This window comes from Pseudoalteromonas sp. NZS127, from assembly GCF_015864805.1.
GTDB lineage: Bacteria > Pseudomonadota > Gammaproteobacteria > Enterobacterales > Alteromonadaceae > Pseudoalteromonas > Pseudoalteromonas nigrifaciens.
The window spans coordinates 1-24,215 of sequence record NZ_JADYWN010000028.1 but is presented as its reverse complement, the minus strand read 5'-3'; the positions used below and the strand labels follow the sequence as shown (position 1 = coordinate 24,215).

General features: G+C 40.0%; 20 protein-coding genes and 1 pseudogene. 14 read left to right on the top strand and 7 right to left on the bottom strand.

The annotated features are described in order from the left end of the window. The first annotated feature begins 444 nt into the window (after positions 1-444). Complete coding sequence (gene ltrA, locus I6E78_RS17420) at positions 445-1,719, top strand: group II intron reverse transcriptase/maturase (RefSeq protein WP_197183001.1); 1,275 nt, start codon at positions 445-447, stop codon at positions 1,717-1,719. A 148-nt stretch (positions 1,720-1,867) separates the two neighbouring features. Here ltrA and I6E78_RS17415 read toward each other — a convergent pair whose 3' ends face one another. Further along, entirely contained in the window at positions 1,868-2,350 is a 483-nt protein-coding gene (locus tag I6E78_RS17415; protein WP_011329835.1) for a putative 4-hydroxy-4-methyl-2-oxoglutarate aldolase, read from the bottom strand. Positions 2,351-2,627: 277 nt separating this feature from the next. Between I6E78_RS17415 and yddG the strand changes: the two genes are divergently transcribed. Continuing rightward, positions 2,628-3,548, top strand: coding sequence for an aromatic amino acid DMT transporter YddG (gene yddG, locus I6E78_RS17410; RefSeq protein ID WP_011329837.1), 921 nt, complete (start codon positions 2,628-2,630; stop codon positions 3,546-3,548). Positions 3,549-3,607: 59 nt separating this feature from the next. Here yddG and I6E78_RS17405 read toward each other — a convergent pair whose 3' ends face one another. Both I6E78_RS17405 and I6E78_RS17400 read right to left on the bottom strand, forming a co-directional pair. After that, positions 3,608-4,123, bottom strand: coding sequence for an ankyrin repeat domain-containing protein (locus tag I6E78_RS17405; RefSeq protein ID WP_197183000.1), 516 nt, complete (start codon positions 4,121-4,123; stop codon positions 3,608-3,610). A 111-nt stretch (positions 4,124-4,234) separates the two neighbouring features. Further along, positions 4,235-5,770, bottom strand: a complete 1,536-nt coding sequence (locus I6E78_RS17400) for a catalase (RefSeq protein ID WP_197182999.1) — start codon at positions 5,768-5,770, stop codon at positions 4,235-4,237. A gap of 353 nt (positions 5,771-6,123) precedes the next feature. On the opposite strand from I6E78_RS17400, the gene I6E78_RS17395 reads away from it, so the two are divergent. The 7 genes from I6E78_RS17395 to I6E78_RS17365 all read left to right on the top strand — a co-directional run bounded on the left by I6E78_RS17395 (position 6,124) and on the right by I6E78_RS17365 (position 14,347). Further along, positions 6,124-6,804, top strand: a complete 681-nt coding sequence (locus tag I6E78_RS17395; RefSeq protein WP_089369143.1) for an HAD family hydrolase — start codon at positions 6,124-6,126, stop codon at positions 6,802-6,804. Between the two features lie 179 nt (positions 6,805-6,983). Further along, positions 6,984-8,705 (top strand): purine-cytosine permease family protein, encoded by a 1,722-nt coding sequence (locus tag I6E78_RS17390; RefSeq protein ID WP_010553603.1) that lies wholly within the window; start codon positions 6,984-6,986, stop codon positions 8,703-8,705. Positions 8,706-8,765: 60 nt separating this feature from the next. Beyond that, a complete protein-coding gene (locus tag I6E78_RS17385; protein WP_197182998.1) occupies positions 8,766-10,289 on the top strand; it encodes a mannitol dehydrogenase family protein in 1,524 nt (507 codons plus the stop codon). A 2-nt stretch (positions 10,290-10,291) separates the two neighbouring features. Then, complete coding sequence (locus I6E78_RS17380; RefSeq protein WP_011329842.1) at positions 10,292-11,206, top strand: carbohydrate kinase family protein; 915 nt, start codon at positions 10,292-10,294, stop codon at positions 11,204-11,206. Between the two features lie 302 nt (positions 11,207-11,508). Then, positions 11,509-12,981 carry a carbon starvation CstA family protein gene (locus I6E78_RS17375; protein ID WP_086996854.1) on the top strand — a complete coding sequence of 491 codons (1,473 nt, stop codon included), beginning with the start codon at positions 11,509-11,511 and terminating at the stop codon, positions 12,979-12,981. A gap of 175 nt (positions 12,982-13,156) precedes the next feature. After that, a complete protein-coding gene (locus I6E78_RS17370; RefSeq protein WP_197182997.1) occupies positions 13,157-13,849 on the top strand; it encodes a cupin domain-containing protein in 693 nt (230 codons plus the stop codon). A 117-nt stretch (positions 13,850-13,966) separates the two neighbouring features. After that, positions 13,967-14,347 carry an STAS/SEC14 domain-containing protein gene (locus tag I6E78_RS17365; RefSeq protein ID WP_197182996.1) on the top strand — a complete coding sequence of 127 codons (381 nt, stop codon included), beginning with the start codon at positions 13,967-13,969 and terminating at the stop codon, positions 14,345-14,347. 49 nt (positions 14,348-14,396) lie between these two features. Here I6E78_RS17365 and I6E78_RS17360 read toward each other — a convergent pair whose 3' ends face one another. Continuing rightward, positions 14,397-15,296: a LysR family transcriptional regulator gene (locus I6E78_RS17360; RefSeq protein ID WP_010553616.1), complete on the bottom strand. Its 900-nt coding sequence runs from the start codon at positions 15,294-15,296 to the stop codon at positions 14,397-14,399. Between the two features lie 97 nt (positions 15,297-15,393). Here I6E78_RS17360 and I6E78_RS17355 point away from each other — a divergent pair, with 97 nt between their 5' ends. After that, positions 15,394-16,269, top strand: a complete 876-nt coding sequence (locus tag I6E78_RS17355) for a DMT family transporter (RefSeq protein WP_197182995.1) — start codon at positions 15,394-15,396, stop codon at positions 16,267-16,269. Between the two features lie 82 nt (positions 16,270-16,351). Here the strand turns inward: I6E78_RS17355 and I6E78_RS17350 are convergent, their stop codons facing one another. Continuing rightward, entirely contained in the window at positions 16,352-17,572 is a 1,221-nt protein-coding gene (locus I6E78_RS17350; protein ID WP_011329847.1) for a M24 family metallopeptidase, read from the bottom strand. A gap of 189 nt (positions 17,573-17,761) precedes the next feature. Between I6E78_RS17350 and I6E78_RS17345 the strand changes: the two genes are divergently transcribed. Continuing rightward, entirely contained in the window at positions 17,762-18,157 is a 396-nt protein-coding gene (locus tag I6E78_RS17345) for a hypothetical protein (protein WP_033012968.1), read from the top strand. A 678-nt stretch (positions 18,158-18,835) separates the two neighbouring features. Then, positions 18,836-20,158, top strand: coding sequence for a carbohydrate porin (locus I6E78_RS17340; protein ID WP_041454899.1), 1,323 nt, complete (start codon positions 18,836-18,838; stop codon positions 20,156-20,158). A 110-nt stretch (positions 20,159-20,268) separates the two neighbouring features. Here the strand turns inward: I6E78_RS17340 and I6E78_RS17335 are convergent, their stop codons facing one another. Beyond that, complete coding sequence (locus tag I6E78_RS17335; protein ID WP_182683772.1) at positions 20,269-21,171, bottom strand: AraC family transcriptional regulator; 903 nt, start codon at positions 21,169-21,171, stop codon at positions 20,269-20,271. A gap of 185 nt (positions 21,172-21,356) precedes the next feature. On the opposite strand from I6E78_RS17335, the gene exaC reads away from it, so the two are divergent. Further along, on the top strand, positions 21,357-22,877 hold the full coding sequence (exaC, locus tag I6E78_RS17330) for an acetaldehyde dehydrogenase ExaC (protein ID WP_197182994.1): 1,521 nt from the start codon (positions 21,357-21,359) through the stop codon (positions 22,875-22,877). A 480-nt stretch (positions 22,878-23,357) separates the two neighbouring features. After that, positions 23,358-23,834, top strand: coding sequence for a hypothetical protein (locus tag I6E78_RS17325; protein WP_182683719.1), 477 nt, complete (start codon positions 23,358-23,360; stop codon positions 23,832-23,834). A 76-nt stretch (positions 23,835-23,910) separates the two neighbouring features. Here the strand turns inward: I6E78_RS17325 and I6E78_RS18745 are convergent. Then, positions 23,911-24,215, bottom strand: a pseudogene (locus tag I6E78_RS18745) (IS110 family transposase); the annotation flags it as partial.

The window sequence follows — 24,215 nt, the reverse complement described above, 5'->3', positions numbered from 1 at the left end:
GTGTAAATAAGTGGCCTAAACTCAAGGGGAAACCCAAGGTTTAACGTCGGTGTGAGGTGGCAGATGAACCCGTAGTAGTGAGTAAGGCTAGGCCGATGAAAGCCAGTAATGGTGTGGAGGGGAAAACCAAGCCGACTATCAACAGAATGTTTGATAGGGTCAATTTTAATCAAAAGCTTTAATTGATTGCGAAGGGGGGAAGTATTCTTTAAGTGTATGAAAATCAGGAGTATCGACGTATAGGCTCACATGTATTTCGACGGAAATAGGCAAGAGATGACGGCTAAGCAGGAATGTGGACGCTGAGAACTGAAGGCCGAGCATGGGAGTAATGAGCGACCACTTAGGCAGATTGCCATTCGGCTAGCACACCTAATGTCCTCATGAAGAACACCACTATACATCAATGTGAAACGACAGACATACCGTAAGCAAAGGCAATTGATGACAGTTTACTACAGCTTGTATGGGCAATTATTAGATATTAATAACCTGTACAAGGGATTCAAAAAAGTGAAAGCAGCGAAAGGAGCGGCCGGAATAGATAGGCAGTCCATAGCCGCGTTCGCCTTGAATTTAGAAGAAAACTTGAAACAACTGCAAGGTGAACTGCAAAGCAAGCAGTATCGCGCACAGCCAGTCAAACGGATAGAAATACCGAAAGATGATGGTGGTGTGAGACTGCTGGGAATTCCAACAGTTCGCGACCGCATAGTACAACAAACACTATTGAACATTCTCCAACCGCTCTTCGACATCGACTTTCACCCATCAAGTTATGGGTACAGGCCGAAACGAAGTTGTCATGACGCCATCAGCAAAGCCACGGTATTTATTCGTAAATATCACCGTGAGTGGGTGGTTGATATGGATCTGTCGAAGTGTTTTGACCTACTCGATCACGACTTGCTCATAAGCAGCGTCAAACGCAAAGTGACAGACGGTAGCATCTTAAAACTGCTCAAACAGTTTTTAAAAAGCGGAGTAATGATAGGCAATAATTGGGAAGCGAGTGAGGTAGGAAGTCCACAAGGTGGTGTTATCAGTCCATTGTTGGCGAATATCTACCTAGATGCATTTGATCAAGAAATGAAAAAGCGAAATCACAGAATAGTGAGGTACGCCGACGACATATTGATCTTATGCTGCACAGAAAAAGCAGCCAAGAATGCACTCACAGTAGCGACTCAGATACTCGAAAAAGGCTTAAAGTTAACAGTCAACCAAAAGAAAACGCACATAGCGCATAGTAGTGAAGGCGTAAAATTTTTGGGAGTGGAGATAGGCAGTAATTGGACGCGTATCCAAGCCACAAAACTCAAAGGCTTTAAACAAAGAGTTAAACGGTTAACAAAGCGAAATAGTGGCATGAACTTAATTGAAGTAATAAAAAGACTCAATCCAGTGGTGCGCGGCTTTGTAAATTATTTCAGTATAGCCAATTGTAAACGAGTGCTAAATTTGTTGGCAAGGTGGGTGAGACGACGATTAAGGGCAATTCAGTTAAGGTTGTGGAAAAACCCAGCGAGGTTGCATAAGCGACTAAAACAATTAGGGAAAAAGCCGCCATTTAAGTTCATCAAAATGAACTCATGGCGAAACTCTCTAAGTCCATTATCGAATGTAGCGATGCCAAACCAATGGTTTGAGGAGCAAGGTTTATATTCAATGGAAAAAGTAAGTACAGGATGGCTTGCTCACTCGGCGTTTAGAAAATAAGCCGAAGGGATAGAAGAATACAGGAGCCGTATACGAGGCCCGTACGTACGGTTCTGTGAGAGGGATGAGGCAAAAGCCTCACCCTACTCGATGTTTCAGATTTTATTAAAAAAGCGGCAGCTAATCTATTTTAGTTGTGATTTAGCAACTAACTAAGTTTATATTTACTCACAATTAGCCCGTTCACATCGGCGTAAAGCCAATCATTAGGCTCAATGCAGACGCTTAACATGGCAATAGCTTGATTATTTTCACCACAACCTCGCTTTAACGTACAGCGTGGTGTTGAGCCAAGCGCCATAATAGGTAAATTTAAGGTAGCAAGAATCTCAATATCTCGGCAACAACCATTTATAACTATACCTTCCCAGCCATTTTTTAAAGCACGCTCTGCCATAATATCGCCAATAAATGCAAAGCGTTTACTAGCAAAGCCGTTAATAACCAGCACTTTACCTACGCCATTTTGATGAAGTATTTCAGCGGCAAACGAATTGTCATCGGGGCACGTTACAGTAACGACTTGACCACTAAAGGTGGTTTTGTTGCCAAAGTGCTGTAATCCACAGTCGGCTACTTGTACGCTATCACGGTGTTCGTCGTATAGATCGGGAGTCGTGAACTTGTTCATATTTGCTTTCTCTGTTTAGTGAGTTATTTAACCACACCACTGTAAAAGTGGTAATACGAGACAAAAGAGTCAGTAACTTTAATTTATCTAGCGTTTGTGCTGCTTTGCTAAATTTAAACACTGAATGGCTGTTTACGCTTATTGCTTATAACTATAGTGATAATATTTAGCTTTGATAATGCTAGTTATGCACTGCAGATTAACGGCATGTTATTGTTAAAACAAAAAATTACTGTTAGTTTAGCTTCAGATTATTAAGTAGTACTTTAGGTTTAATATGGATTTTATAAGCAAAAATAAATATACACTTTATGGAGTCGCTGCAATACTACTGTGGAGCTGCTTAGTGGCATTACTACGGGATATTTCTGAGTTGTTTAGCCCCATTGGTGGTGCTGCGGCTATGTACTCTGTAAGTGCGATATTTTTAATTTTGGTTATGGGAGTACCTAAGTTTAGTGGTTTTTCGAAACGCTACTTGGTAGTAGGTACTTTATTATTTGTGTCGTACGAAATTTGCTTGGCACTTTCTATCGGTATGGCAAATAGTCGCCATCAGGCTATGGAAATGGCGGTAATTAATTATTTATGGCCCACGCTGACTATATTGCTCTCTATTATTATTGGGCGTAAAAAAGTAAGTTACTGGGTTTACCCAAGTATGATCATTGCTTTTTTAGGGGTTGCTTGGTGTATTACGGGCGATCAAGAAATGTCAGTCGATACGTTAGTTACTAACTTTGCTGATAATCCTGCTACTTATTTAATGGCATTAGCTGCCGCGTTTATATGGGCTATTTATTGCGTAGTAACGCAAAAAATAAGTAATGGTAAAAATGCTATTACGTTATTTTTTACTGTTACGGCAATGAGTTTGTGGGCGCAATATGGTTTTAGTAATGAAGCGCCATTAACGTTTTCAATCAGCTCAAGCATGACATTGTTACTTGCGGGTGTAGTTGTTGGCAGTGGTTATGCACTGTGGAATCAAGCGATTATTGGCGGTAACTTAATGCTGCTTGGAACGCTTTCGTACTTTACACCGGTGTTTTCTACTATTATTTCGGCGTTGTATTTGTCTATTACGTTAAGTGCTTCGTTTTGGCAAGGAGTGGTGCTGGTAACACTTGGCTCGCTAATTTGCTACTTTGTAACGCGAGATAAACCCCAAAAATATAATGTAGAAGTAACGACTTAAATAAGCAGTCCGCTAAAGTTTAGTTACACCTAAAGCTCTTTTATAAGGGCTTTTGAACTTTATTTAGAATTTTTAACCTGCGTGAGTAAATTGAGCACTTTTTGCTGGCCAAATGTGTGTGCAAATTGTTCGGCTGTTTGGCCTGCTTTGTTTTGATGTGCGTTGTCGCAATCAAGTGATACCAGTGTTTTGGCTATACTAAACTCACCTCTAAAAATAGCGGCCATTAGCGCTGTGTTGCCTCGGTTGTCTTCCATGCAAGCATTAGCGCCTAAGTGCAAAAGTGTGTTTACCGTATTTTTATTACCATGGTAAGTGGCAATCATTAATGCGGTGTAACCTTTATTGTTATAGCTGTCGATAGGAATGCCGGCACTTACAAATTGCTTAATTACAGCGGTATCGTTGGTACGTGCAGCAGCAAAGTAATAAGCAAATAAACTCTCGTATTGTGTTTGCGCTGAGTGTTGGTTTTCAAGTTGTGTACTAGGTGTTTGTGTATCCGTTGTATTTTTAGCGTAAACACTACTGGTAAAGCTTATTAGTAGCACTACTATAATCAATAAATTACGCATTACTTTATACCTTTTAAAAAGAGGAAGGGGATTGGTTGCCTCCTTCCTCATGGTTGTGGTTACTTATATAACAGCTTGTTTAGTTGGGACTAATGTTTTGTAACTTGCTAATTACAGGTTAGCTGCAAGCTGCTTAACTATTTTAATATCGCCATTAATGGCTTTAGTTAAACGTGTACCGTACTCACTATCAGCTTTGTAAAAGTGGCTAAGCATTTTGTGCTTAACGTTACTGTCTTTTATTTTTACTAAATCGCCCGCTAGGTTATTGATCAGATTAGTACGTTCTTGCTTACTAAAACCTCGGTATAAAACACCTGCTTGCGCAAAGTTTTGCTGCTTTTTAATGGCGGCTTGTTGTACAAAACCTTTTAGCTCTGTATTACTTCTACGTGCAATTGGGTTTTCAGCTACGTTTTCTTGGCTTGGTTGATAGTTTACGTTGCTTTGAGTATTACCATAGTTCATTGCGCCGTCTTGGTTGTAGTTAACTACCTCCACTTTTGCACGGTTAATTGGCAACTGTTGATGGTTAGCACCAAGGCGATACATTTGCGTATCTGCGTATGAAAATACACGCCCTTGTAATAACTTATCTTCTGAGGGTTCAATACCCGCAATAATGTTAGACGGTGCCATTGCTACTTGTTCTGTTGACTGAAAAAAGTTAGTTGGCATGCGATTAAGCGTTAATGTACCTGCCTTCACTTCTTTTACACCTAACCACATTTTTGTTGCATCTAATGGGTTGTAATCAAAGTCGTCAAGTTGCGACGGATCAAGCGTTTTAATGTATAGATCCCATTCTGGGAAGTTACCTTTATTTACTTCGCTGTATAAATCACGCGTTAAATGTTGAAAGTCTTGGCCTTGAACTTCAGCGACTTCTTTTGCATTTAAATTCTCAATGCCTTGTTTACTTACCCAATGAAATTTAACGTACTTAACATCGCCCGATTTATTGATCATTTTATAAGAGTGAACACCCCAACCATCCATTTTACGTAAGCTTGCTGGTGTGCCGTAGTCGCTATAAACCCACGTTAACATGTGAGTAGAGCCTGGTTCGTGCGAGAAAAAGTCAAAAACACGGTTAGGATCTTGAATATTATCTACAGGTGATGGTTTTAATGAATGGATCATATCTGGAAATTTTATTGCATCACGAATAAAAAACACCGGTAAGTTAAGGCCCACTAAATCCCAGTTACCTTGATCGGTGTAAAATTTAATCGCAAAGCCACGTGGGTCGCGCAGTGTTTCTGGGCTACCTTTTGAGTGAATTACCGATGAAAAACGTACAAAAACGTCAGTTTCTTTACCGGCCTCGGTAAAAGGTGCTGCCATGGTTAAATCATCTAAACTTTTTGATGCCACAAATACACCATGAGCACCCGTACCACGCGCATGTACCACACGCTCAGGAATACGTTCACGTGCAAAGCGTTGTAGTTTTTGAATTAGTTGTACGTCTTCTAATAACACACTGCCGCGCTCGCCTGCAGTTATTGAATTTTGGTTGTCGCCAACAGCTGCGCCGTTGTCTTTAGTTAATGTAGCCGCGCTTGCTGGTAATGCCATCGCAAGTGTTAACGCGCTTAATGTTAGTTTTGTATTCTTGTTTATTGCGTTTAATAAAATATTCATGTCGACCTTATTATTTAAAATTGCCGGCAGTGCTGCTGGCTGTTTAACTGTTGAGGAGTGTATGAACATTCCTTTGTTCGGTAAAATTGATTAAATAGATTGGAATAATTCATAAATAAGATTGCAAGAGGGGCTTAAAATATACTTTTAGATCCAATTTTAGGTTTATATATTTTTTGTAAACTTGATTAAATACAGCGGCTTTTAGTTTTGTTTATTTATGTTTGTAGTAGCGACAAGTAAATTCGTTCACTTTTTGTTGACATTCAAAAACAATAAAGGGAATATGCTCGCCAGTCGGGCTTATGCTCAGTTGGTGTTTTGCACAAAAAGTAAATGTTTAAGGTAACCCAATGAACGCTAAAATTGATTTAGTAATATTTGATTGCGATGGGGTAGTCATCGACAGTGAAATACTCAGCGCTCAAGTGTTGATTGATATGCTTGCGTATTTAACGGTTAACATTGACCGCGGATATGTACAGCAACACTTTTTGGGGTGTAATTTTAAAACCGTAAGTCAAAAAATCCAAAACGCCTTTAATGTCACTTTGCCAAATAGCTTTGAAGATGATTACCGAGAAGCGCTCTTAAACGAGTTTGGTTCAGCGCTCAGTACAACCGATGGCATAAACGAAGTACTTAATAACTTAGCTGTGCCCAAATGTATTGCCACAAGTAGCAGTCCAGCACGTACAGCTAAAGCATTAGATATAGTTAATTTAAGTAACTGTTTTAGCAATACGATATTTACCAGCAGTGAAGTAAAGCGTGGTAAACCCGCCCCCGACTTATTTTTACATGCAGCTAAGCAAATGGGCGTAAAACCAGAGCATTGCTTGGTAATTGAGGACAGCGAAGCTGGCGTATGTGCAGCCATAAATGCCAATATGCAAGTACTGCATTACAGTGGCGGGCAGCACATGCAAACGGCCATTAACTATGTTCATAAAGCGTATCCAAATATTGCTCACTTAACTCATTGGCAGCAGTTTTTTACAGCTTATCCTGCACTTAAAAGTAAAAACATTTAAACATGGCTACTTATACCAACACACATTTATAGGGTTTATAAGTGGCAAAATATAAGCGTTGTTAGTACTGGTATTAATTATAAAAACTAAAACAAGTGGTTACGCGTTTATAAAACTAAATTATAAGAAGCAAAGTCTTTAGGTATTAAGTACTTTGCTGTTAACAACTAGGAAATACCATGGCAACGAGTCCACACACACACACATTTAAAGATGTAAACGAAGAGCAACTTCCGGTTGCTAATAATAAGCTTCACGGCTGGAAACATTTTGCAGGGCTATACGCTGGTGAACATGTTGCTGCCACTGAATTTGTTATTGGCGCAACCTTTGTTGCATTAGGCGCATCAACCATCGACATTCTATTGGGGTTATTAATAGGTAACCTGTTAGCAATGTGTTCTTGGTGGCTAATTACGGCACCCATTGCAGTACAAACCCGCTTAAGTTTATATAACTACTTAAACAAAATTGCTGGTAACTCAATGACCAAGCTCTATAACTGGGCTAATGTAGTTATTTTTAGTGTTATATCGGCGGCCATGATCACGGTATCCTCCACCGCCGTGCGGTTTTTGTTCGACATACCCGCGCAGCTTGATTGGTATCCAAACAGCTTTTGGTTTGTCGCCATTGTTTTAGCCGTTGGCTCAATTGTTGTATTTGTTGCTATGTATGGCTTTTCAACCGTTGCTGACTTTTCAAAACTGTGTGCGCCCTGGCTATTTGTTATATTTATTGCAGGCTCGTTCGCGTTATTCCCTGAGCTTTCAAACCACGTATTGGGTTCTACCTCTTTAACTAGCTTTAGCGACTTTATGACCATAGGCGACTCCTCCATCTGGACGGGCACCAATGCCGATGGTGAAAAAGGCATTGGCCTATTAGAAGTGATTGGCTTTGCATGGGCTGCTAACTCAATTACTCACTTTGGTTTAATCGACATGGCTATTTTTAGATTTGCTAAACGCAAAAGCTATGGCTTGTTCTCTGGTGTGGGTATGTTTTTTGGTCATTACTTAGCGTGGATCTCTGCCGGTATTATGGGCGCAGGTGTTGCGGTATTACTTAAAACAACCATTTCGTCACTTGATCCGGGTGATGTTGCATACCATGCATTAGGTTGGACTGGATTTGTTATTGTAATTATTGCCGGTTGGACTACAGCTAACGCAAACCTTTACCGTGCAGGCCTTGCAGCGCAATCTATATTTGTTAATCAATCACGTGAACGCACAACCGCTATTGTAGGTGTGGTAACCGTGATTATTGCGTGTTTCCCGTTTGTATTTTCACAAATGCTTCCGCTACTTACCTACGCAGGCTTATTAGTTGTGCCAGTGGGCGGCATTGTATTTGCCGAGCATGTGTTATTTCCTAAAATTGGCTTAACACGTTACTGGGCTAAATATAAAAATATTACCCGCAGCATCCCTGCTATTGCCTCATGGGCACTTGCACTTGTGTTCGGTTTTGGCTTAAACGCAATTGATGTAATGTCGTTTTACTACTTGTTTATTCCTACCTGGATTTTCACCATCGTTATTTACACACTTTTAGCTAAAAAATACGGTGCCGGTGAAGATTACACGCAAGAAATTGCAGCAGAAGAGCAAGAGCAACGTGATATTAAAGAATATCAAGCAGCTGAGGCTAAAGACATTCCAAAGCCAGTAATTGATAGCTCTGTATTTACCAAAGTTCTTAATGGCATATCGACTATTTCATTGGTGATTATTTTTATTTTTGCCAGCCAAGTGATGTTTTTCAGTGACACTATGGTGATGTACAGCGCTAATAAGTCGCAGTTCGAAATTGCCTGTTTTATTTGTACTGTTATTTATTTTGTTACTGCGTACTGGTCGTTAAAACGCCATAAAGTACTCAATACAGCATCGTAATTACTTATCGTAATACAGTATCGTAATTTATATTTTATTTTTGTTTAGTAAGGTCGCACCATGACGCAACATCAACACACAAACGCTCTTGTTACAGGGCTAAACCAACAGAGCTTGGCTCAATTACCAAGCCATGTTGACACACCAAGTTACGACCGTAGCGCCGTTAAAGCGGGGATTGTTCATATTGGTGTAGGCGGCTTTCATCGTGCTCACCAAGCGGTATATGTTAACGAGCTTTTAAAAACCCCAGGCTCTGAGCAGTGGGGCATATGTGGTGTTGGCCTGTTAGAGGGTAACCGTGGTCTGCGTGATATTTTAAAGCAGCAAGATTACCTTTACACGCTAACTGTTAGACACCCAGACGGTAAAATAGATAACAAAGTAATTGGCTCAATGATCGACTTTTTGTTTGCCCCAGAGGACAAACAAGCGGTAATTAATAAACTCGCACACAGCGATACTAAAATTGTATCGCTTACTATTACCGAAGGCGGTTATAACTTTAACCCGGCAACGGGCGAATTTGATTACAGCAATCCAGATATTATTAACGACATTAATAACCCGAACGACCCAATTACGGCGTTTGGTTACATTACTGCTGCGCTAAAACTGCGTAAAGAGCAAGGTTTGGGCGCCTTTACAGTACAGTCGTGCGATAACATTCAGCATAACGGTAACGTAACACGCAAAATGCTTTTAGCCTTTGCCACAGAGCAAGACAAAAACCTAAGTGAGTGGATTGAGCAAAACGTATCGTTTCCAAATGCGATGGTTGACCGCATAACACCGGTATCTAAAAAGAGTGATATTGATTACGTGGTTGATGCCTATGGTGTTAGCGACGAGTGGCCAATTACTTGTGAGTCGTTTACACAATGGGTAATAGAGGACACCTTTAGTGACTCTCGCCCAAATTGGGATGTTGTTGGTGCACAGTTTGTAACTGATGTGACGCCTTATGAAACCATGAAAATACGTTTACTTAATGCTGGGCATTCTGTGCTTGGTTTATTAGGTTCAATTCATGGTTATGGCACAATTGACGAAACGGTATCTGATGAATTATTTGCCACATACCTACGTGCTTTTATGGATAAAGAAGTAACGCCAAACCTTGAACCGCTTGAAGGTATTGATCTTCAAAGCTACAAAGATACGTTAATAGAGCGTTTTGCTAATCCTAATATTAAAGACAGCCTGGCGCGTATTTGCAGTGAAAGCTCAGCTAAACTGCCTAAGTTTATTATTGCTACAATTAACGAAAACCTAGTACAAGGTCGAGATATATCGTTGGCTGCACTGGTTATTGCTACTTGGTGTTTATACAGCGATAAAGGTGTAAGTGAAAAAGGCGAAAAGCTTGAAATTCAAGATGCGATGTACAAAGAGCTTAATTCTTACGCGCAAGAGACTCAAACTAGCCCGATTGCATTTTTAAAGTTAACGAGCTTGTTTGGTAAGCTTGAGCATAACGAAGCTTTTACTGCAGAGTATAAAAAATCGATTGCCGCGCTATACGCACCTAATAGTAAAATTAAAGCCATTATGCAGGCTGCACTTGAGCAAAAGAGTAACTAATTATGAGTATTTTAATTAATCATAAATCAGGCGAAAACGTAAGTGTTAGCTGCTTTGGCGAGGTACTGTGGGATTGTTTTGACTCTGGTAAACGCCTAGGTGGCGCGCCGCTTAATATGTGTGTGCGTATTAACTCACTTGGCATTAAAGCCGACATGATCAGCGCTGTTGGTAACGACGAGTTAGGCGCTGAGCTGCTCGGCGAAATTGCGAGCAAAGGCGTAAGCTGCGATTATATTGCTATTAACAGTGACAAAAAAACCAGCACGGTTGAGGTAACACTCGATAGTGGTGGCTCAGCAAGTTATGAAATAGTGGCAGATACAGCGTGGGATAATATAGCGCTTACAGATGAGTTACTGAGTAAAGTTAAAAGTAGCGATGTATTTGTATTTGGCAGCCTAATAGGGCGAAGCGAAACGTCTTTGGCAACATTAAATCAATTAGTTGATGTAGCAAACTTTAAAGTATTTGACGTAAACCTACGTGCGCCTCACTACACATTAGCAACACTCGTAGATTTAATGAACAAAGCCGACTTCATCAAATTAAACGACGAAGAGCTATACGAAATTGCTAAAGCTATGGGTTGTAAGTTTCATTCGCTTGAGCAAAACTTAGCCTTTATTGCTGCACAAACTAATACCGAATATTTATGTGTAACTAAAGGCAGCCATGGCGCATTACTCACCATTAAAGGCGAAAACTACTATAACTCAGGCTATTTAATTAGTGTTGTTGATACAGTTGGCGCAGGGGATTCGTTTTTAGGTTCGTTAATTTATCAGCTGTGCAGTAGTGATTGCGCACAACATGCGGTTGACTTTGCTTGTGCTGTTGGTGCTATGGTCGCCGAAAGTGCCGGAGCAACACCTACTTTAACGCATCAACAAATAAATGAGTTTATGAACCCATAAATAAATTGGTGATAAGGTATTATTAATTTTTATCGATAACTTATCGGGCAGATTAAAAAAGGCAGATTTACCCAGTAAAGCTGCCTTTTTTATTACTTTAAATCTTTATGTTCTGTACAGTTAACGCTCAATAAGGCCACGAAATAGGTCTAAGTTATTTTATTCGACTATAGTATTAGCTAAACGTCTTATAGTAAGAATATTAATCCTTTGTTAATGTTCGTCGATTATTCACGGAATGAAAGGCCGGAGCGGCAAACAGTGCGCTCTATAATACAAATACAAAAAGAGAAACATGCTTTATGATCATCTTTTTTATCTGCATCACAATTTTAATACTGGGTTACAAATTTTATAGTCCCTTTGTTGAAAAGCAAGCAGGTTTAGACTCAACGATTGAAACACCACAAAAGCGCTTTAGCGAAGGTGTTGATTACGTGGCTATTCATCCTGTGCGTGCATTTTTAATTCAATTTTTAAACATCGCCGGTGTAGGTCCTATTTTTGGTCCTATTCTTGGTGCCTTATACGGACCCGTTGCACTAGTTTGGATTGTACTAGGTAACGTGTTAGGTGGTGCTGTTCACGACTTCTTCTCAGGTGTTATGAGTATAAAAGAAGACGGAAAAAGCCTGCCAGAAATAGCCGGGCATTACTACAATATTGTATTTAAAGGCTTTATGCTGATATTTACTGCCATGCTACTGTTTTTTGTAGGTGTAGTATTTATTATGAGCCCTGCGGGCTTATTAAGTAACCTTGATTTTTTTGAAGGTACAATGCTGGCAAATAACACCTTTTGGGTGTTGGCTATTTTAGCGTATTACTTTTTAGCGACCTTGCTACCAATTGATAAAATCATTACTAAGTTTTACCCAATTTTTGGCGCTTTAATGATTGTAATGACTGTTGCTATTGCAGTTTCGTTATTGATTAACGCGCCACACTTACCCGTTGCAGGTGACTTTTTAGCTTACTTTAGTGGTGACCATGCACATGACTTTTTAGAGCCAAATCCGGATGGTTTACCTACGTGGCCATTGTTATTTATAACAATTACCTGTGGCGCTATTAGTGGTTTTCACTCAACGCAAGCACCTATTATTGCACGCTGTTTAACAAACGAAAAATATGTACGCCCGGTATATTACGGCGCCATGATGTGTGAAGGTATTGTTGGTTGTGTTTGGGCACTTGCTGGTATTGCTGCATTCCCAGAAGGTTATGCCGGTTTAAAAGCATTACTTGATCAAGGTGGCCCAGGTTTAGTGGTTAATCATATTGCTAATAGCTACTTAGGTGTATTTGGTGGTGTTATGGCTATTATTGCTGTAGCTGTATTCCCAATTACTTCAGGTGATACTGCGTTTCGTTCACTACGTTTAACCGTGGTTGATGCGTTTAATATTCCGCAAAGCTTACGTAACCGCTTATTAGTAGCGATTCCAATTTTAGCAATTGCTTACTTTATGACTAAACTCGACTTCTCGCTTATTTGGCGCTACTTTGCGTTCTCAAACATGCTGCTTTCTACTAGCGTATTATGGCTGGCAACTAAGTACTTGTTTGACCGCGGTGCATTCCATTGGATTGCCAGTATTCCTGCAGTAATTGCTACAGCAGTGACGCTTTCATATATTATGACAGCGGCAATTGGTCTTAACCTATCAAGTGATATGGGCAAACCAATTGGTGCAGTGGTAGCAGTGATTGGCTTTATTACACTTGCCATAGTGCACTCTAAGCACAAAGGTAGAGTAAAAGTTATTAATTAAAAAATGACTATAAATCATAAGTGTTAATTAAAAACGAGCAGTTAAACCTGCTCGTTTTTTTATGCCTAATAATAAAAGCTCCATCATACTTACGGCTAAATAACATGACTTAATTTAATGCTACCAATATAACTGTTATTATTTGTTAATTGCTTTAACTGAGTTAGGAAAAAAAATGAAAATAGCCGCTGATTTTAGTAAGCGCGTTGTTGTACATAGTGAAAAACTAGAATGGGTAGCCTCGCCAATGGCGGGAGTACATAGACGCCCTTTGGACAGAGTAGGTGATGAAGTTGCCCGCGCTACAAGCATAGTGCGCTATGCGCCTGGCAGTGAATTTTCGCCGCATATACATACAGGTGGTGAAGAGTTTTTAGTGCTCGATGGCGTATTTCAAGATGAGCACGGCGATTACCCTGTAGGTAGTTATATTCGCAATCCTCCCCAGTCAAAGCACAAACCGGGATCTCAGGGGGGCTGCGTAATATTTGTAAAATTGTGGCAGTTTCAACCACAAGATAGACAGCATGTGTGTTTACACACTAAAAAAATGCAAGGCGTTACGCACCCCCAGTTTAATAATGTTAGCGTAATTTCTTTATATAAAGATAACTTTGAAGAGGTAAGCTTACTGCACTTTAAACCTAACGCCGAAATGGTTATAAATGCAAAGGATGGGGCTGAGCTGTTAGTACTTGAGGGGTTGCTTAACGAGCAAACAGATACCCTTATTAAAAATAGCTGGTTAAGAGTGCCTATTAATAGCACTGTTAATGCTAAAGCAGGAAGTACAGGCGCAACAGTCTGGCTTAAAACCGGTTATTTAACTGATGTAGCAAACCAAATCACTCGATTAAAAAATGCATAATTAACCACTTCAAATGAAGTAGCAAAACACCCGTTATAGCTGATCTTTGAGTTGTATCAGTATGGGCCTTAAGCTATCACCTATACTCAAAGTACATTTATTGTAAGAGTACTTATTATGGTTGGTTTAACGCACGGTTTATCTATTGGCATTGAACGCTCAGGAAGTGAGTTTTTTTTAACGCTAAAAGCGGTAGGTACATTAACTCACAAAGATTATAAGATTATTACACCGATGATCGACTCAGCCCTAAGTAAAGTGGATCACCCTATAGTTAAAGTGCTGATAGATGGCTCACAATTAGAAGGTTGGGAGCTTAGAGCCGCATGGGATGACTTAAAGCTTGGGTTAAAACACGGTAACAATTTTAAAAAAGTCGCGATTTACGGCAATAAAGAGTGGCAAGCAACCTTGGCCAAAGTAGCGGGCTGGTTTGTAGCAGGTAAAGTAGCCTACTTTGAAAACGCCACCACAGCCATTGAGTGGCTACAAGAGTAGTATTAATGTGTGGTAAGTATAAATAAAATAGCAGTAAAATTATGTGTTTTTATTTTTTAACCTCGGCCCACTGGGCTTTTAGCCAGCGGCTTAGGGTAATAATATCGGTTTGTTTTGCTCGCGATTTTTTATATACAAAATAAAATTTACAGCCGGTTTCAACTCCATGCAGTGGCAACTTAACTAAGTGGTTATCGTGCTGTGAGGCAATAAAAAACGCATCAATAAGCGTAATACCTAAATTATAACGCGCGGCTTCTGCGGCCAGTATAACGTGACTAAAGTGATTAACTCTTACGTTTTTAGGTAGCTCAAAGCCGCCGCTTTTACACCATTGCTGCCAGTCATTGGTGCTACGTTGCTCTGACTCATCATACTGCACCGACAACAGCGGGTGCTTCCATAATTCATTGGGCAGCGATTGATTTTTTAATTGCTGCCACATGCCTTTGCCACAAGCAGGGTAAAGCTTTTCTGCAAATAAAAATAAGCTGACAAACTCACCTTTAGGTGGCGTTGTGGTAATAAAACAATCGGCAACACGGTCGCTAAAATCCGCCTCATCTACAATCATATTTAAAGTTAAGTCGATATCTGGCGAGTCATGTTTAAAGCTTTCTAATCGCGGTATTAACCACTTAACAGCTAATGAGCTATAAAGTGCTAAACGAATATGCCCAGGCTCGCCGTAACGTATTTTTTGTGTGGCAGAGGCTAAACTGGTTAATGAATGACTCACTTCTTGATAGTAACGATTGCCCGCGTCGGTTAACGAAAAGCTACGACCACTGCGGTTAAATAGCGGCTCGTTTAAATATTGCTCTAGTAATTTAACCTGATGGCTCACGGCACTTTGCGTCACATTTAGATGTTCTGCTGCTTTAGAAAAACTATTTAATCGCGCTACAGATTCAAAACACTGAACAGCACGTAATGGGGGTAACTTCATTATTAGTTAAACTCATACTAAAAGTATTTTAATCATTATACATAATTAAACGAATTGCTCTATGCTAGCGTTTTTAATTTGCGGGCACGGAGTAACAATGCAAAAAATATCGGTTGGCTTAGGCATGACATTACTTGTGGTGGGTAATATTATTGCGGTTTTTTCTGATGCTATAATCAAAACTTTACCAGCAGAAAGCCCCACGTTTCAGTTTGTATTTATGCGCCAACTTACCGCAGTATTAATTTTGCTCCCGTTTTGTTTGTCGGCGAATAAAAAACATTTATTTGCCGGTTTAAAATGGCATGCGGTACGCGGACATGTATGGTTATTTGGTATTATATTTATGGTGTTTGCGCTCAAAGCTTTACCGCTTGCAACCGCTAACGCTATTTTTTATGCAGCGCCTTTATTAATGCTGCCTTTAGCAGTAATGATATTTCGTGAACAGCTAACAAAAAGCAGCATAGCTGTGGCTGTTATTGGCTTTATAGGGGTACTTATTGTTATTCAGCCTACCGACATTAATTGGGCGGCTATATTTGCACTTGTAGTCGCAATTACACTGGCAATAAATAATGTACTAATACGAAAGTTACCTAAACACCATAGTATTATGCAAACTTTGTTACTTACCAATTTAGTAGGTATGCCTGTGGGATTAGGTTTGGCGCTGTGGGAAAACGAGCCATGGCATTGGGCCGCACTCATTACTGCGTTTGGCTCTACACTGTTTATTTTAATTTATGCGGGAATTTGCGTGTATGTTTATAGCAAAATCGAATCGAGCCAAGTTGCTAGCGCTGAATATAGTGGCTTAGTGGCGGCTGTCGTTGTTGGTTTATTTTGGTTTGGCGAAGTGCCTACACTTGGCTTAATAATTGGCGCATCGTTAATTATTTTACCCTTAGTATGGTTGGCTAACGCACAAAAAAACAAACAGCGATTGGTTAAACGTCAACTCACAAAATAAACTACTGCGCGTGGTGTGTACTGCGCAGTAGTAAATAGTCGTTTAAGCCAAATAAACAAATATAAGTTAATTAGAGCTTATATTACTTTTGTAAACCAAACGGATCGTCAATACTGTGGCTAGGCTCGGTAAACCATTTTGCACCACTGTCGGTCATATAAAAATGATCTTCTAAGCGCACCCCAAATTCATCCGGTATAACCAGCATTGGCTCGTTACTAAAACACATGCCAGCGGCTAGTGGCGTTTTATTACCGCCTACCAAATAAGGCCATTCGTGAATATCTAAACCAATGCCGTGGCCTGTACGGTGCGGGCAACCAGGTGTTTGATAATCAGGGCCTAAACCTTGCTCAGCTAAGTAGCTGCGCGCAGCTGTATCTACGTCTTCACATGGCACGCCAATTTTTGCAGCATTGAAAGCTGCAATTTGTGCTGCTTTTTCATTATTCCAAAATTGACGTTGGCGATCAGTTGCTTCACCAAACACATAAGTGCGGGTAATATCAGATAAGTAATCATGTACTTTACAGCCAGTATCAATAAGTACCATGTCGCCTTTTTTAAGGATTTGCGGATCTTTTACCCCATGCGGAAATGACGTTGCAAGCCCAAATAACACGATACAAAAGTAGTTACCCGGCGCGCCTACTTTTTGATGCGCTAGCTTTATAAACTCTTCAACTTCAGTGGTACTAATACCCTCGTGCAGCATGCTTGCCGTAGCTTGGTGAACCACTAAGGTCATATCCATAGCGCGTTGCATTAACGCCAGCTCATTGGCTGATTTATGCATTCTACAATGTGCTGTAACAGGTTGAGCATTCACTAAATTTAAGCCCGTTTGCGCTTTATTAATACCATCAAAAATAAAGAACTGCGCGCTTTCGTCAATACCAATAGTGCCATTAGCCGCAATACCCATTTCCGTTAATATATTAACAAATAACTGATATGGGTTTTGATGCTCTTGCCAGCCACGGATTGGCCCGTCAATTACTTTAAAACCATTGAGTGAGCCAATTTCAAAATAAGGAGCTATGTATTGCACTTCACCTTTAGCAGGCAAAATTGCGCCAACTAAACGCTCACTTGCATACCAACGCATACCGGTAAAATAAGCCAGGTTAGTACCTGCATTTAAATAAATGGCATCAATGCCATTGTTTTGCATATACGTTTGCGCTTTGGCTATACGAGATAAATATTCTGCCGGTTGAATAGGGGTTAAATCGCTGGTCATATTGCTTAAGCTAGCGAGTGCTTGTTCTTTGGTTTGGGTGCCAATACCAATTGTGGTCATAATGATCTCCTCTTTTATGCGGCTATTGTGCTTGTGCGGCAGGTTAACTGCAAGTTGCTTGCGGTAAAACTTTGTAATCTGAGCATGTATTTAATAAAGCCAATGCGCTATATTAATCTAAGTGCTAGGCAGTTTGATTGCTGCGTATGTTGTTTAGTAAACTATAAAAATAAAAACAAAGGTGGTTGTATGGCTCTGTTGTGGTTGGGGGTTTTATTTATAATAATTGGCACTTTGCCATTTGTACGCTGGTTAAAATGTAAAGTAAGTAAACGCCACTGGCGGGTTTGTGTTGTAGAACAAATAACTGCCGTGGCAAATAATCAAATAACAGCACCCGAAATGTTGCATCAGCCAACTATGCTAGTGAGTTTTCGTTTTGATGGGCAGGTGCACAGTGTATTAGTGGAATATCGTGAAAAAATGTTTACCCGTTTTAAACAAGGTAAAACCTGCACACTGTTAGTTGACAAAAATAACCCGCAGCAGGTTTATAATAACGCAATACTTTGGCAAAGCTACGGATTAGTATGGTTATTAGCCGGTATTAGTTTATGTGCTTTTAGTTATTTTAGTTTGATTTAGCTTGATTTAAATCCCCTCGTTATCCCTTAATAGCGTTTAAGTGCAGCGCTTTTGAGGGAGCTTACCATGCGTTTTATACTCTGTTTACTCTTCTTTTATTTCATCCTAACACTCGTTTTACAGCTACCAGATTAATTTTACAGTTGCGCAGATAATCAAAAAACTCGTCATTAGTTAAATTACATCATGATTGTTTTTTACACTGAAATGTAAGCCCATGGGTTGCTTGTTGCTGAGGTGTTTTTATTTTGTATCTTATTGTTAATCAGTAGCTTGTGTTTATACTAAAGTCTTATACTATCGTTGTTTGCTATATTGAATAACCTCCAGTGGTTGGATAAAATCCTTTTCAAATTGGTTATTACTGATCACAGCTCATTTACTACGAGTTATCGTAGCTGATCATTATTAGCGCCAAAATAGTTAGCTTAAAGTTAACAGCTATATGCCTTTAATTTTTACTGACACAAAGTTAACTAAAAACTCTACCTTTAAAAGTAACTAATTTCGTATTTGTAGCTAGCAACCAGCACTGCTTAGCTAAATTACGGCTGCATTTTAATTAAATAGCGCTGCAAATACATTTAATGTAACCCCACAACGACTATGGTAAACATGAAATATAACAAACGAATTAAACCCTCTTTATCACTACTTTCAATATTATGCGCTGCTACAATGAGTGTTCACGCAGCAGAGCGCCCCGCTGGTTTATCGGATGAAGATATTGCATACGTTAAACAGTTAATTAATAATGAAATGCAAGCGCAGGATGACGCTAAAGCTAAGCAAGAATTGGATAATGGGTTTGAATTTAATGGGTATTTTCGCTCAGGTACAAACACCATTATAGGGAGTGGCAGTAAAAATAATGGCTCTTGTTATTCACTAAACTACCCTAAAAATGATGGGGTTTATTATCGCTTAGGTAACGAATGCAGAGACTACAGCGAGTTTCAGCTGACTAAAAAACAGCAGCTAAATGGGGTTAATTTTAAAGCCGTATTTATGATGGACTTTGCCGGGGATTCAAGAGATCCAACCGCAACGGAGGAGTGGTCTAGACGCTCAAGGCAGCTTTATGTAGAAACAGACAACTTACTCGATAATGGTACGCTATGGATTGGCCGCAGATATTATTACGATAAGGCAGTTGGTAGCGTACATATATTAGATTACAAACATATGCAAAGCTCGGGTAACGGCGTGGGTGTGTCTGACATTACGGTAAATGAAACCGATAAGCTGCATCTTGCTGCCATCACTTATGGTGGCGAGGGCGAACTTACAGGTAACAAAGCCACTGCAGATACTAACTATCAAAACTTTATGGCCGACGTACGCTATGAAATGGATGTAGGCGATGCGGGTAAAGTGGTATTTGCACTGCAAAACTTATTTGTAAATGATGCAATTGATGAAGCAGGGCTTACCGATGGCAGAACGTTTACAGTGCAATGGCAAAAGCAGTTAGGCAATGTTGATCAAAAAACAGTGATTCAATATGGTACCGGCGCCATGGCGCAAAACCCAGGCGCTGCCGGTACTGATGGCGGAAGCTTTGATTATGCGGCAGATAGCAGCTCAAGTGGCTTTCGTATTTTTAATAATGGCTTAGTTGATATTACCGAAAAATTTAAACTAGATTACATGGTAATGTACGAAAAATCATCTGATTATCACACCCTAAAAAGTGTTGGTGTGCGCCCGCATTATTCAATATCGCCGCATTGGAGTGTGCTTGGTGAAGTGGGTTATAACGCTTATCAAACTAAAACAAACGGCATTGAAAATGATGAGCAAACACTCATGAAATATGCGCTAGCATTACAAGCAACAGCCGACTCTACCGAGTATTGGTCGCGTCCATCGTTACGCTTTTATCTAAGTAACTTTGATTGGAACAAGGCTGCTGGGCAAGAGTCTGGGTTAAGTGTTGCAGGCAAAGAGGGCGACGAAAGTGCCTTAGTTGCAGGCGCTCAGGTTGAAATTTGGTTTTAATACGCAGTATTAATGCGCCATAAAAAATACAATAAAATAAGTTTCGTAGGCGCATTTAGTGCCTACGAAACGTTAATTAACCTCGCTATAAAATTAATCTAAACCACCACTTAATGATTTTTTTTGGCAATGCTTGCTGGTGGTACGCCATAGGCTTGTTTAAATAATCGGCTAAAATGGCTAGGGCAATTAAAACCCAGCTCATAACACGCTTGGCTAACCGTGCGCCCCTGTAACAATTTACTATAGGCTTTTTTAAGCCTAAGTTGCTGTTGCCACAGTGCCGGACTGGTACCAAACGCCAACTTAAATTGTTGATAAAACTTGCTGCGACTCATGCAGGCAATTTTACACAGCCTCTCTATATCCAATGCCTCATTTAAGTGCTCTTCTATGTATTGCAAAGCATTATTTACCGGTGTTTTAAGCTGCGGATTATTGCCATGTTTTAGTAATAAATCTCGACTTTGCTGCTGTAGCAAACGGGTAATAAGCTCGTTTAACGATAAGTCGATTAAATAACCTCGTTGCTCGTCTGGCTCACTAAATAAATGCACCATACGCGCTAAAAGTTGTTGGGTTTGGCTATTGTGCTGGCTATGTACCAGCTGTGGTGTATAGGCAAATAAGTCATCGCTGGCAAAGCGTTGCTCAATATTGAGTGCATTAGCCACCTGCGTTATTTTATCTGTGCTTATTTCAATAGCAAGGCAGGTAGTAGGCGCGTTTAAAGATGCTTGTTCAAAGTCAATTAACACCCCTTGCTCTGGTGCTAATACAAAGGATTCGTGAGGTAAAAATGCCTTATGATATTGGCAGCTCTCTACATGCATTACCTTTTTACCACTAAGCATGGCGCAAAAAAGTAATTCTTTTGAATGCAAAGCTACTTTTTGCGCATTTTGATAAGTATCGTAAATACTTAGCTCGCTATTATCGGCAGCAAAGGTCACTTTATTTTCAATTAGCACCTTTAATTGCTGACGTTGCTTATTTAATTGCGGAGTATGCATTTTAATCCCTTTTAAATCTGGACTCATAGACAACTTTTGTGGACAGCAATACATGCTTTTAAGTGTTTGATAGTCTAATGTCAATCAATGCTGATTAATTATAAAACAGCACTTGATTAAATATAAAGCAAAAAGACTTATTTAATAGCTCGACTTTTAGCTAATAACAACAAGAGAGTGTCACTATGATTTATGCAAATCCAGGCGAAAAAGATGCACTAATTACCTTTAAAGCGCAATACGAAAACTACATTGGTGGAGAATGGGTAAAGCCAGTAAACGGCCAGTACTTTGAAAATATTAGCCCTGTAAACGGCAAAGTGTTTTGCAAAGTAGCGCGCTCCGACAAAGACGACATTGAGCTTGCGCTCGACAAAGCCCATGCAGTAAAAGCGCAGTGGGGCACTACATCGGTTACCGACCGTAGTAACGTATTACTAAAAATAGCCGACCGTATTGAACAAAACTTAGCGTTACTTGCAGTTGCCGAAACGTGGGACAACGGCAAGGCAATTCGCGAAACACTTGCGGCCGATATTCCACTAGCCGCCGATCACTTTCGTTATTTTGCAGGTTGCCTGCGCTCACAAGAGGGCGGTATTAGTGAAATTGATGAAACTACCGTTGCCTATCATTTTAATGAACCATTAGGTGTAGTTGGGCAAATAATTCCGTGGAACTTCCCAATACTAATGGCAGCGTGGAAGCTAGCCCCAGCCTTAGCTGCGGGTAACTGTGTAATACTAAAACCAGCAGAGCAAACCCCTGCCTCTATTTTAGTGCTGATGGAAGTGATTGGCGACTTACTGCCAGCGGGCGTACTCAACGTAGTTAATGGCTTTGGTAAAGAAGCAGGTGAAGCCCTGGCTACCAACACCCGTATTGCTAAAATCGCCTTTACGGGGTCTACCCCAGTGGGTTCACATATTTTAAAATGCGCCGCCGAAAACATAATTCCATCAACGGTAGAGCTAGGTGGTAAGTCACCCAATATTTTCTTTAGCGATGTAATGGACAAAGACGACGCTTTTTTATCTAAAGCAATAGAGGGCGCAATATTGGCCTACTTTAACCAAGGTGAAGTATGTACTTGCCCATCGCGACTATTTATTCAAGAAGATATTTACGAGCAATTTATTGAACGCATTTTACAGCGTACAGCACAAATTAAACGCGGTAACCCGCTAGATACCGAAACCATGGTAGGTGCGCAGGCGTCTAAAGCGCAATTCGATAAAATATTAAGCTATATCGAAATTGGTAAAAAAGAAGGCGCCGAAGTACTTACTGGTGGCAACGTAGAGCAGTTAAGCGATGATCTTAACGGCGGATATTACATTCAGCCTACGCTATTAAAAGGCACCAACGACATGCGGGTATTCCAAGAAGAGATTTTTGGCCCGGTTATTTCAATGTCGACCTTTAAAGACGAAGCAGAAGCGTTGGCACTTGCCAATAGCTCTGAGTTTGGACTAGGCGCCGGTGTATGGAGCCGCAACATGAACCAAGCGTATCGTATGGGGCGTAAAATTGAGGCAGGCCGTGTATGGACTAACTGTTACCACATGTATCCGGCTCATGCCGCGTTTGGCGGCTATAAAAAATCAGGTATTGGTCGCGAAAACCACAAACTCGCACTGGGTCACTACCAACAAACTAAAAACCTATTAGTAAGCTACAGCGAAGATCCGCTCGGCTTCTTTTAATTTTAAGTACAAAGTTAAAATAAACAACCGTTAAGTAATAAGCGCTGCATATTTGCAGCGCTTTTTTGTACATTGGTTTAATGAATTTAAAACGACTCAACCGCGTAAACGCTCCTAGCAGCAATCGTGTTTTTTGCATGTTTTTATTATATATGTGTTCTTTTTTCAGTGTTACAAAAGGGTGTTTCATACAAGCTAAATTTTATAATTAATAACTGTATAAATTGGCAGTGGTTGCGGTTTTGTCGGATAACATTATTAAAAGTCGTTCTGAGGTATTTAAACAAGGGCAATTTTATAACACACGTAATTACCTGTTTACATTAGAGTTGTTTGATGGAATTATTAAGCTATGTAATATACGTCGTTTTTTGGGGGGGTATAAACCCCCATAGTGGTGTTCAATAAGCTGTTAGGCGCACTGCCATCATTGCGTATCACTTTAATTAAACAACAACTCCAACAAGGATAAGTACACATATGAAAAAGCTTTTTATAGCAACAGCGATTGCTGCAACAATTTTAACTAGTGGTTGTACAACAATACCAACAGCTCAAAAAGGGACTGAAGAATATAAGGAATTACTCGAGTTTAAACCTGTCGAAGATAAAGCCGTTATTTATGTTTATAGAAGGTTAGATTCAGATCATAAAGGTCAAATTACAACTATAGATATCGGAAAAGAAGAGTTGCCGACTGTAAGCAACTGTGTCGTTAGGCATATAGTTGATGGTGGTGATTTTAATATAGAACCTAACGGGAATGGCCTGTTTGCAATTGAAAAAGAACTTGATGCTTCTTTTCCAAATGGTAGCGTTAAAGCTATAGAGTTAAAGCATACCTTTCGAATAGCAATCCCTAATACTAGTGAACTTTTCTTACGGGATATTGTTGAATTAAAGGACGCAATTGAACAAGATAACTTATGTATGATAGATGGTTCAGATATTTCTTAAAAGCCAGCTTGTTTATTAATTAAGTTATGTTTCCTGATGTGCGCCTAACAACACGCCCTGAGGTGGACAGCAAGCACTAAAGCTCACTTTCCACCGCAAATTTTAACAGCGGTGATCCCTTACTTTTCAATGCGGTTAAGTAAGTTGATTCATCGTAGGGCGTATGTGTTTTCCAGCACCTAAATAGTATTCTTATCCACTTAAATGCTAATGATCTGATGATGGTATTATGGGGTTTTCCTTTAGCTTCTTGCTGCCGGTAATATGCTTTTGCCCAAAATGAATAACGCACAGATAATCCTGCCCATTCAACAAATGTTTGCCTTAAAAATTTAGTGCACGAATATCGCCAGTGTATCCATTCCTTCTTGCCACTGCGCT

Excerpts from the sequence above, each read along its gene's own strand:
- ltrA (WP_197183001.1), top strand. The coding sequence starts at position 445 with ATGACAGTTTACTACAGCTTGTATGGGCAATTATTAGATATTAATAAC.
- I6E78_RS17415 (WP_011329835.1), bottom strand. The coding sequence starts at position 2,350 with ATGAACAAGTTCACGACTCCCGATCTATACGACGAACACCGTGATAGC.
- yddG (WP_011329837.1), top strand. The coding sequence starts at position 2,628 with ATGGATTTTATAAGCAAAAATAAATATACACTTTATGGAGTCGCTGCA.
- I6E78_RS17405 (WP_197183000.1), bottom strand. The coding sequence starts at position 4,123 with ATGCGTAATTTATTGATTATAGTAGTGCTACTAATAAGCTTTACCAGT.
- I6E78_RS17400 (WP_197182999.1), bottom strand. The coding sequence starts at position 5,770 with ATGAATATTTTATTAAACGCAATAAACAAGAATACAAAACTAACATTA.
- I6E78_RS17395 (WP_089369143.1), top strand. The coding sequence starts at position 6,124 with ATGAACGCTAAAATTGATTTAGTAATATTTGATTGCGATGGGGTAGTC.
- I6E78_RS17390 (WP_010553603.1), top strand. The coding sequence starts at position 6,984 with ATGGCAACGAGTCCACACACACACACATTTAAAGATGTAAACGAAGAG.
- I6E78_RS17385 (WP_197182998.1), top strand. The coding sequence starts at position 8,766 with ATGACGCAACATCAACACACAAACGCTCTTGTTACAGGGCTAAACCAA.
- I6E78_RS17380 (WP_011329842.1), top strand. The coding sequence starts at position 10,292 with ATGAGTATTTTAATTAATCATAAATCAGGCGAAAACGTAAGTGTTAGC.
- I6E78_RS17375 (WP_086996854.1), top strand. The coding sequence starts at position 11,509 with ATGATCATCTTTTTTATCTGCATCACAATTTTAATACTGGGTTACAAA.
- I6E78_RS17370 (WP_197182997.1), top strand. The coding sequence starts at position 13,157 with ATGAAAATAGCCGCTGATTTTAGTAAGCGCGTTGTTGTACATAGTGAA.
- I6E78_RS17365 (WP_197182996.1), top strand. The coding sequence starts at position 13,967 with ATGGTTGGTTTAACGCACGGTTTATCTATTGGCATTGAACGCTCAGGA.
- I6E78_RS17360 (WP_010553616.1), bottom strand. The coding sequence starts at position 15,296 with ATGAAGTTACCCCCATTACGTGCTGTTCAGTGTTTTGAATCTGTAGCG.
- I6E78_RS17355 (WP_197182995.1), top strand. The coding sequence starts at position 15,394 with ATGCAAAAAATATCGGTTGGCTTAGGCATGACATTACTTGTGGTGGGT.
- I6E78_RS17350 (WP_011329847.1), bottom strand. The coding sequence starts at position 17,572 with ATGACCACAATTGGTATTGGCACCCAAACCAAAGAACAAGCACTCGCT.
- I6E78_RS17345 (WP_033012968.1), top strand. The coding sequence starts at position 17,762 with ATGGCTCTGTTGTGGTTGGGGGTTTTATTTATAATAATTGGCACTTTG.
- I6E78_RS17340 (WP_041454899.1), top strand. The coding sequence starts at position 18,836 with ATGAGTGTTCACGCAGCAGAGCGCCCCGCTGGTTTATCGGATGAAGAT.
- I6E78_RS17335 (WP_182683772.1), bottom strand. The coding sequence starts at position 21,171 with ATGCATACTCCGCAATTAAATAAGCAACGTCAGCAATTAAAGGTGCTA.
- exaC (WP_197182994.1), top strand. The coding sequence starts at position 21,357 with ATGATTTATGCAAATCCAGGCGAAAAAGATGCACTAATTACCTTTAAA.
- I6E78_RS17325 (WP_182683719.1), top strand. The coding sequence starts at position 23,358 with ATGAAAAAGCTTTTTATAGCAACAGCGATTGCTGCAACAATTTTAACT.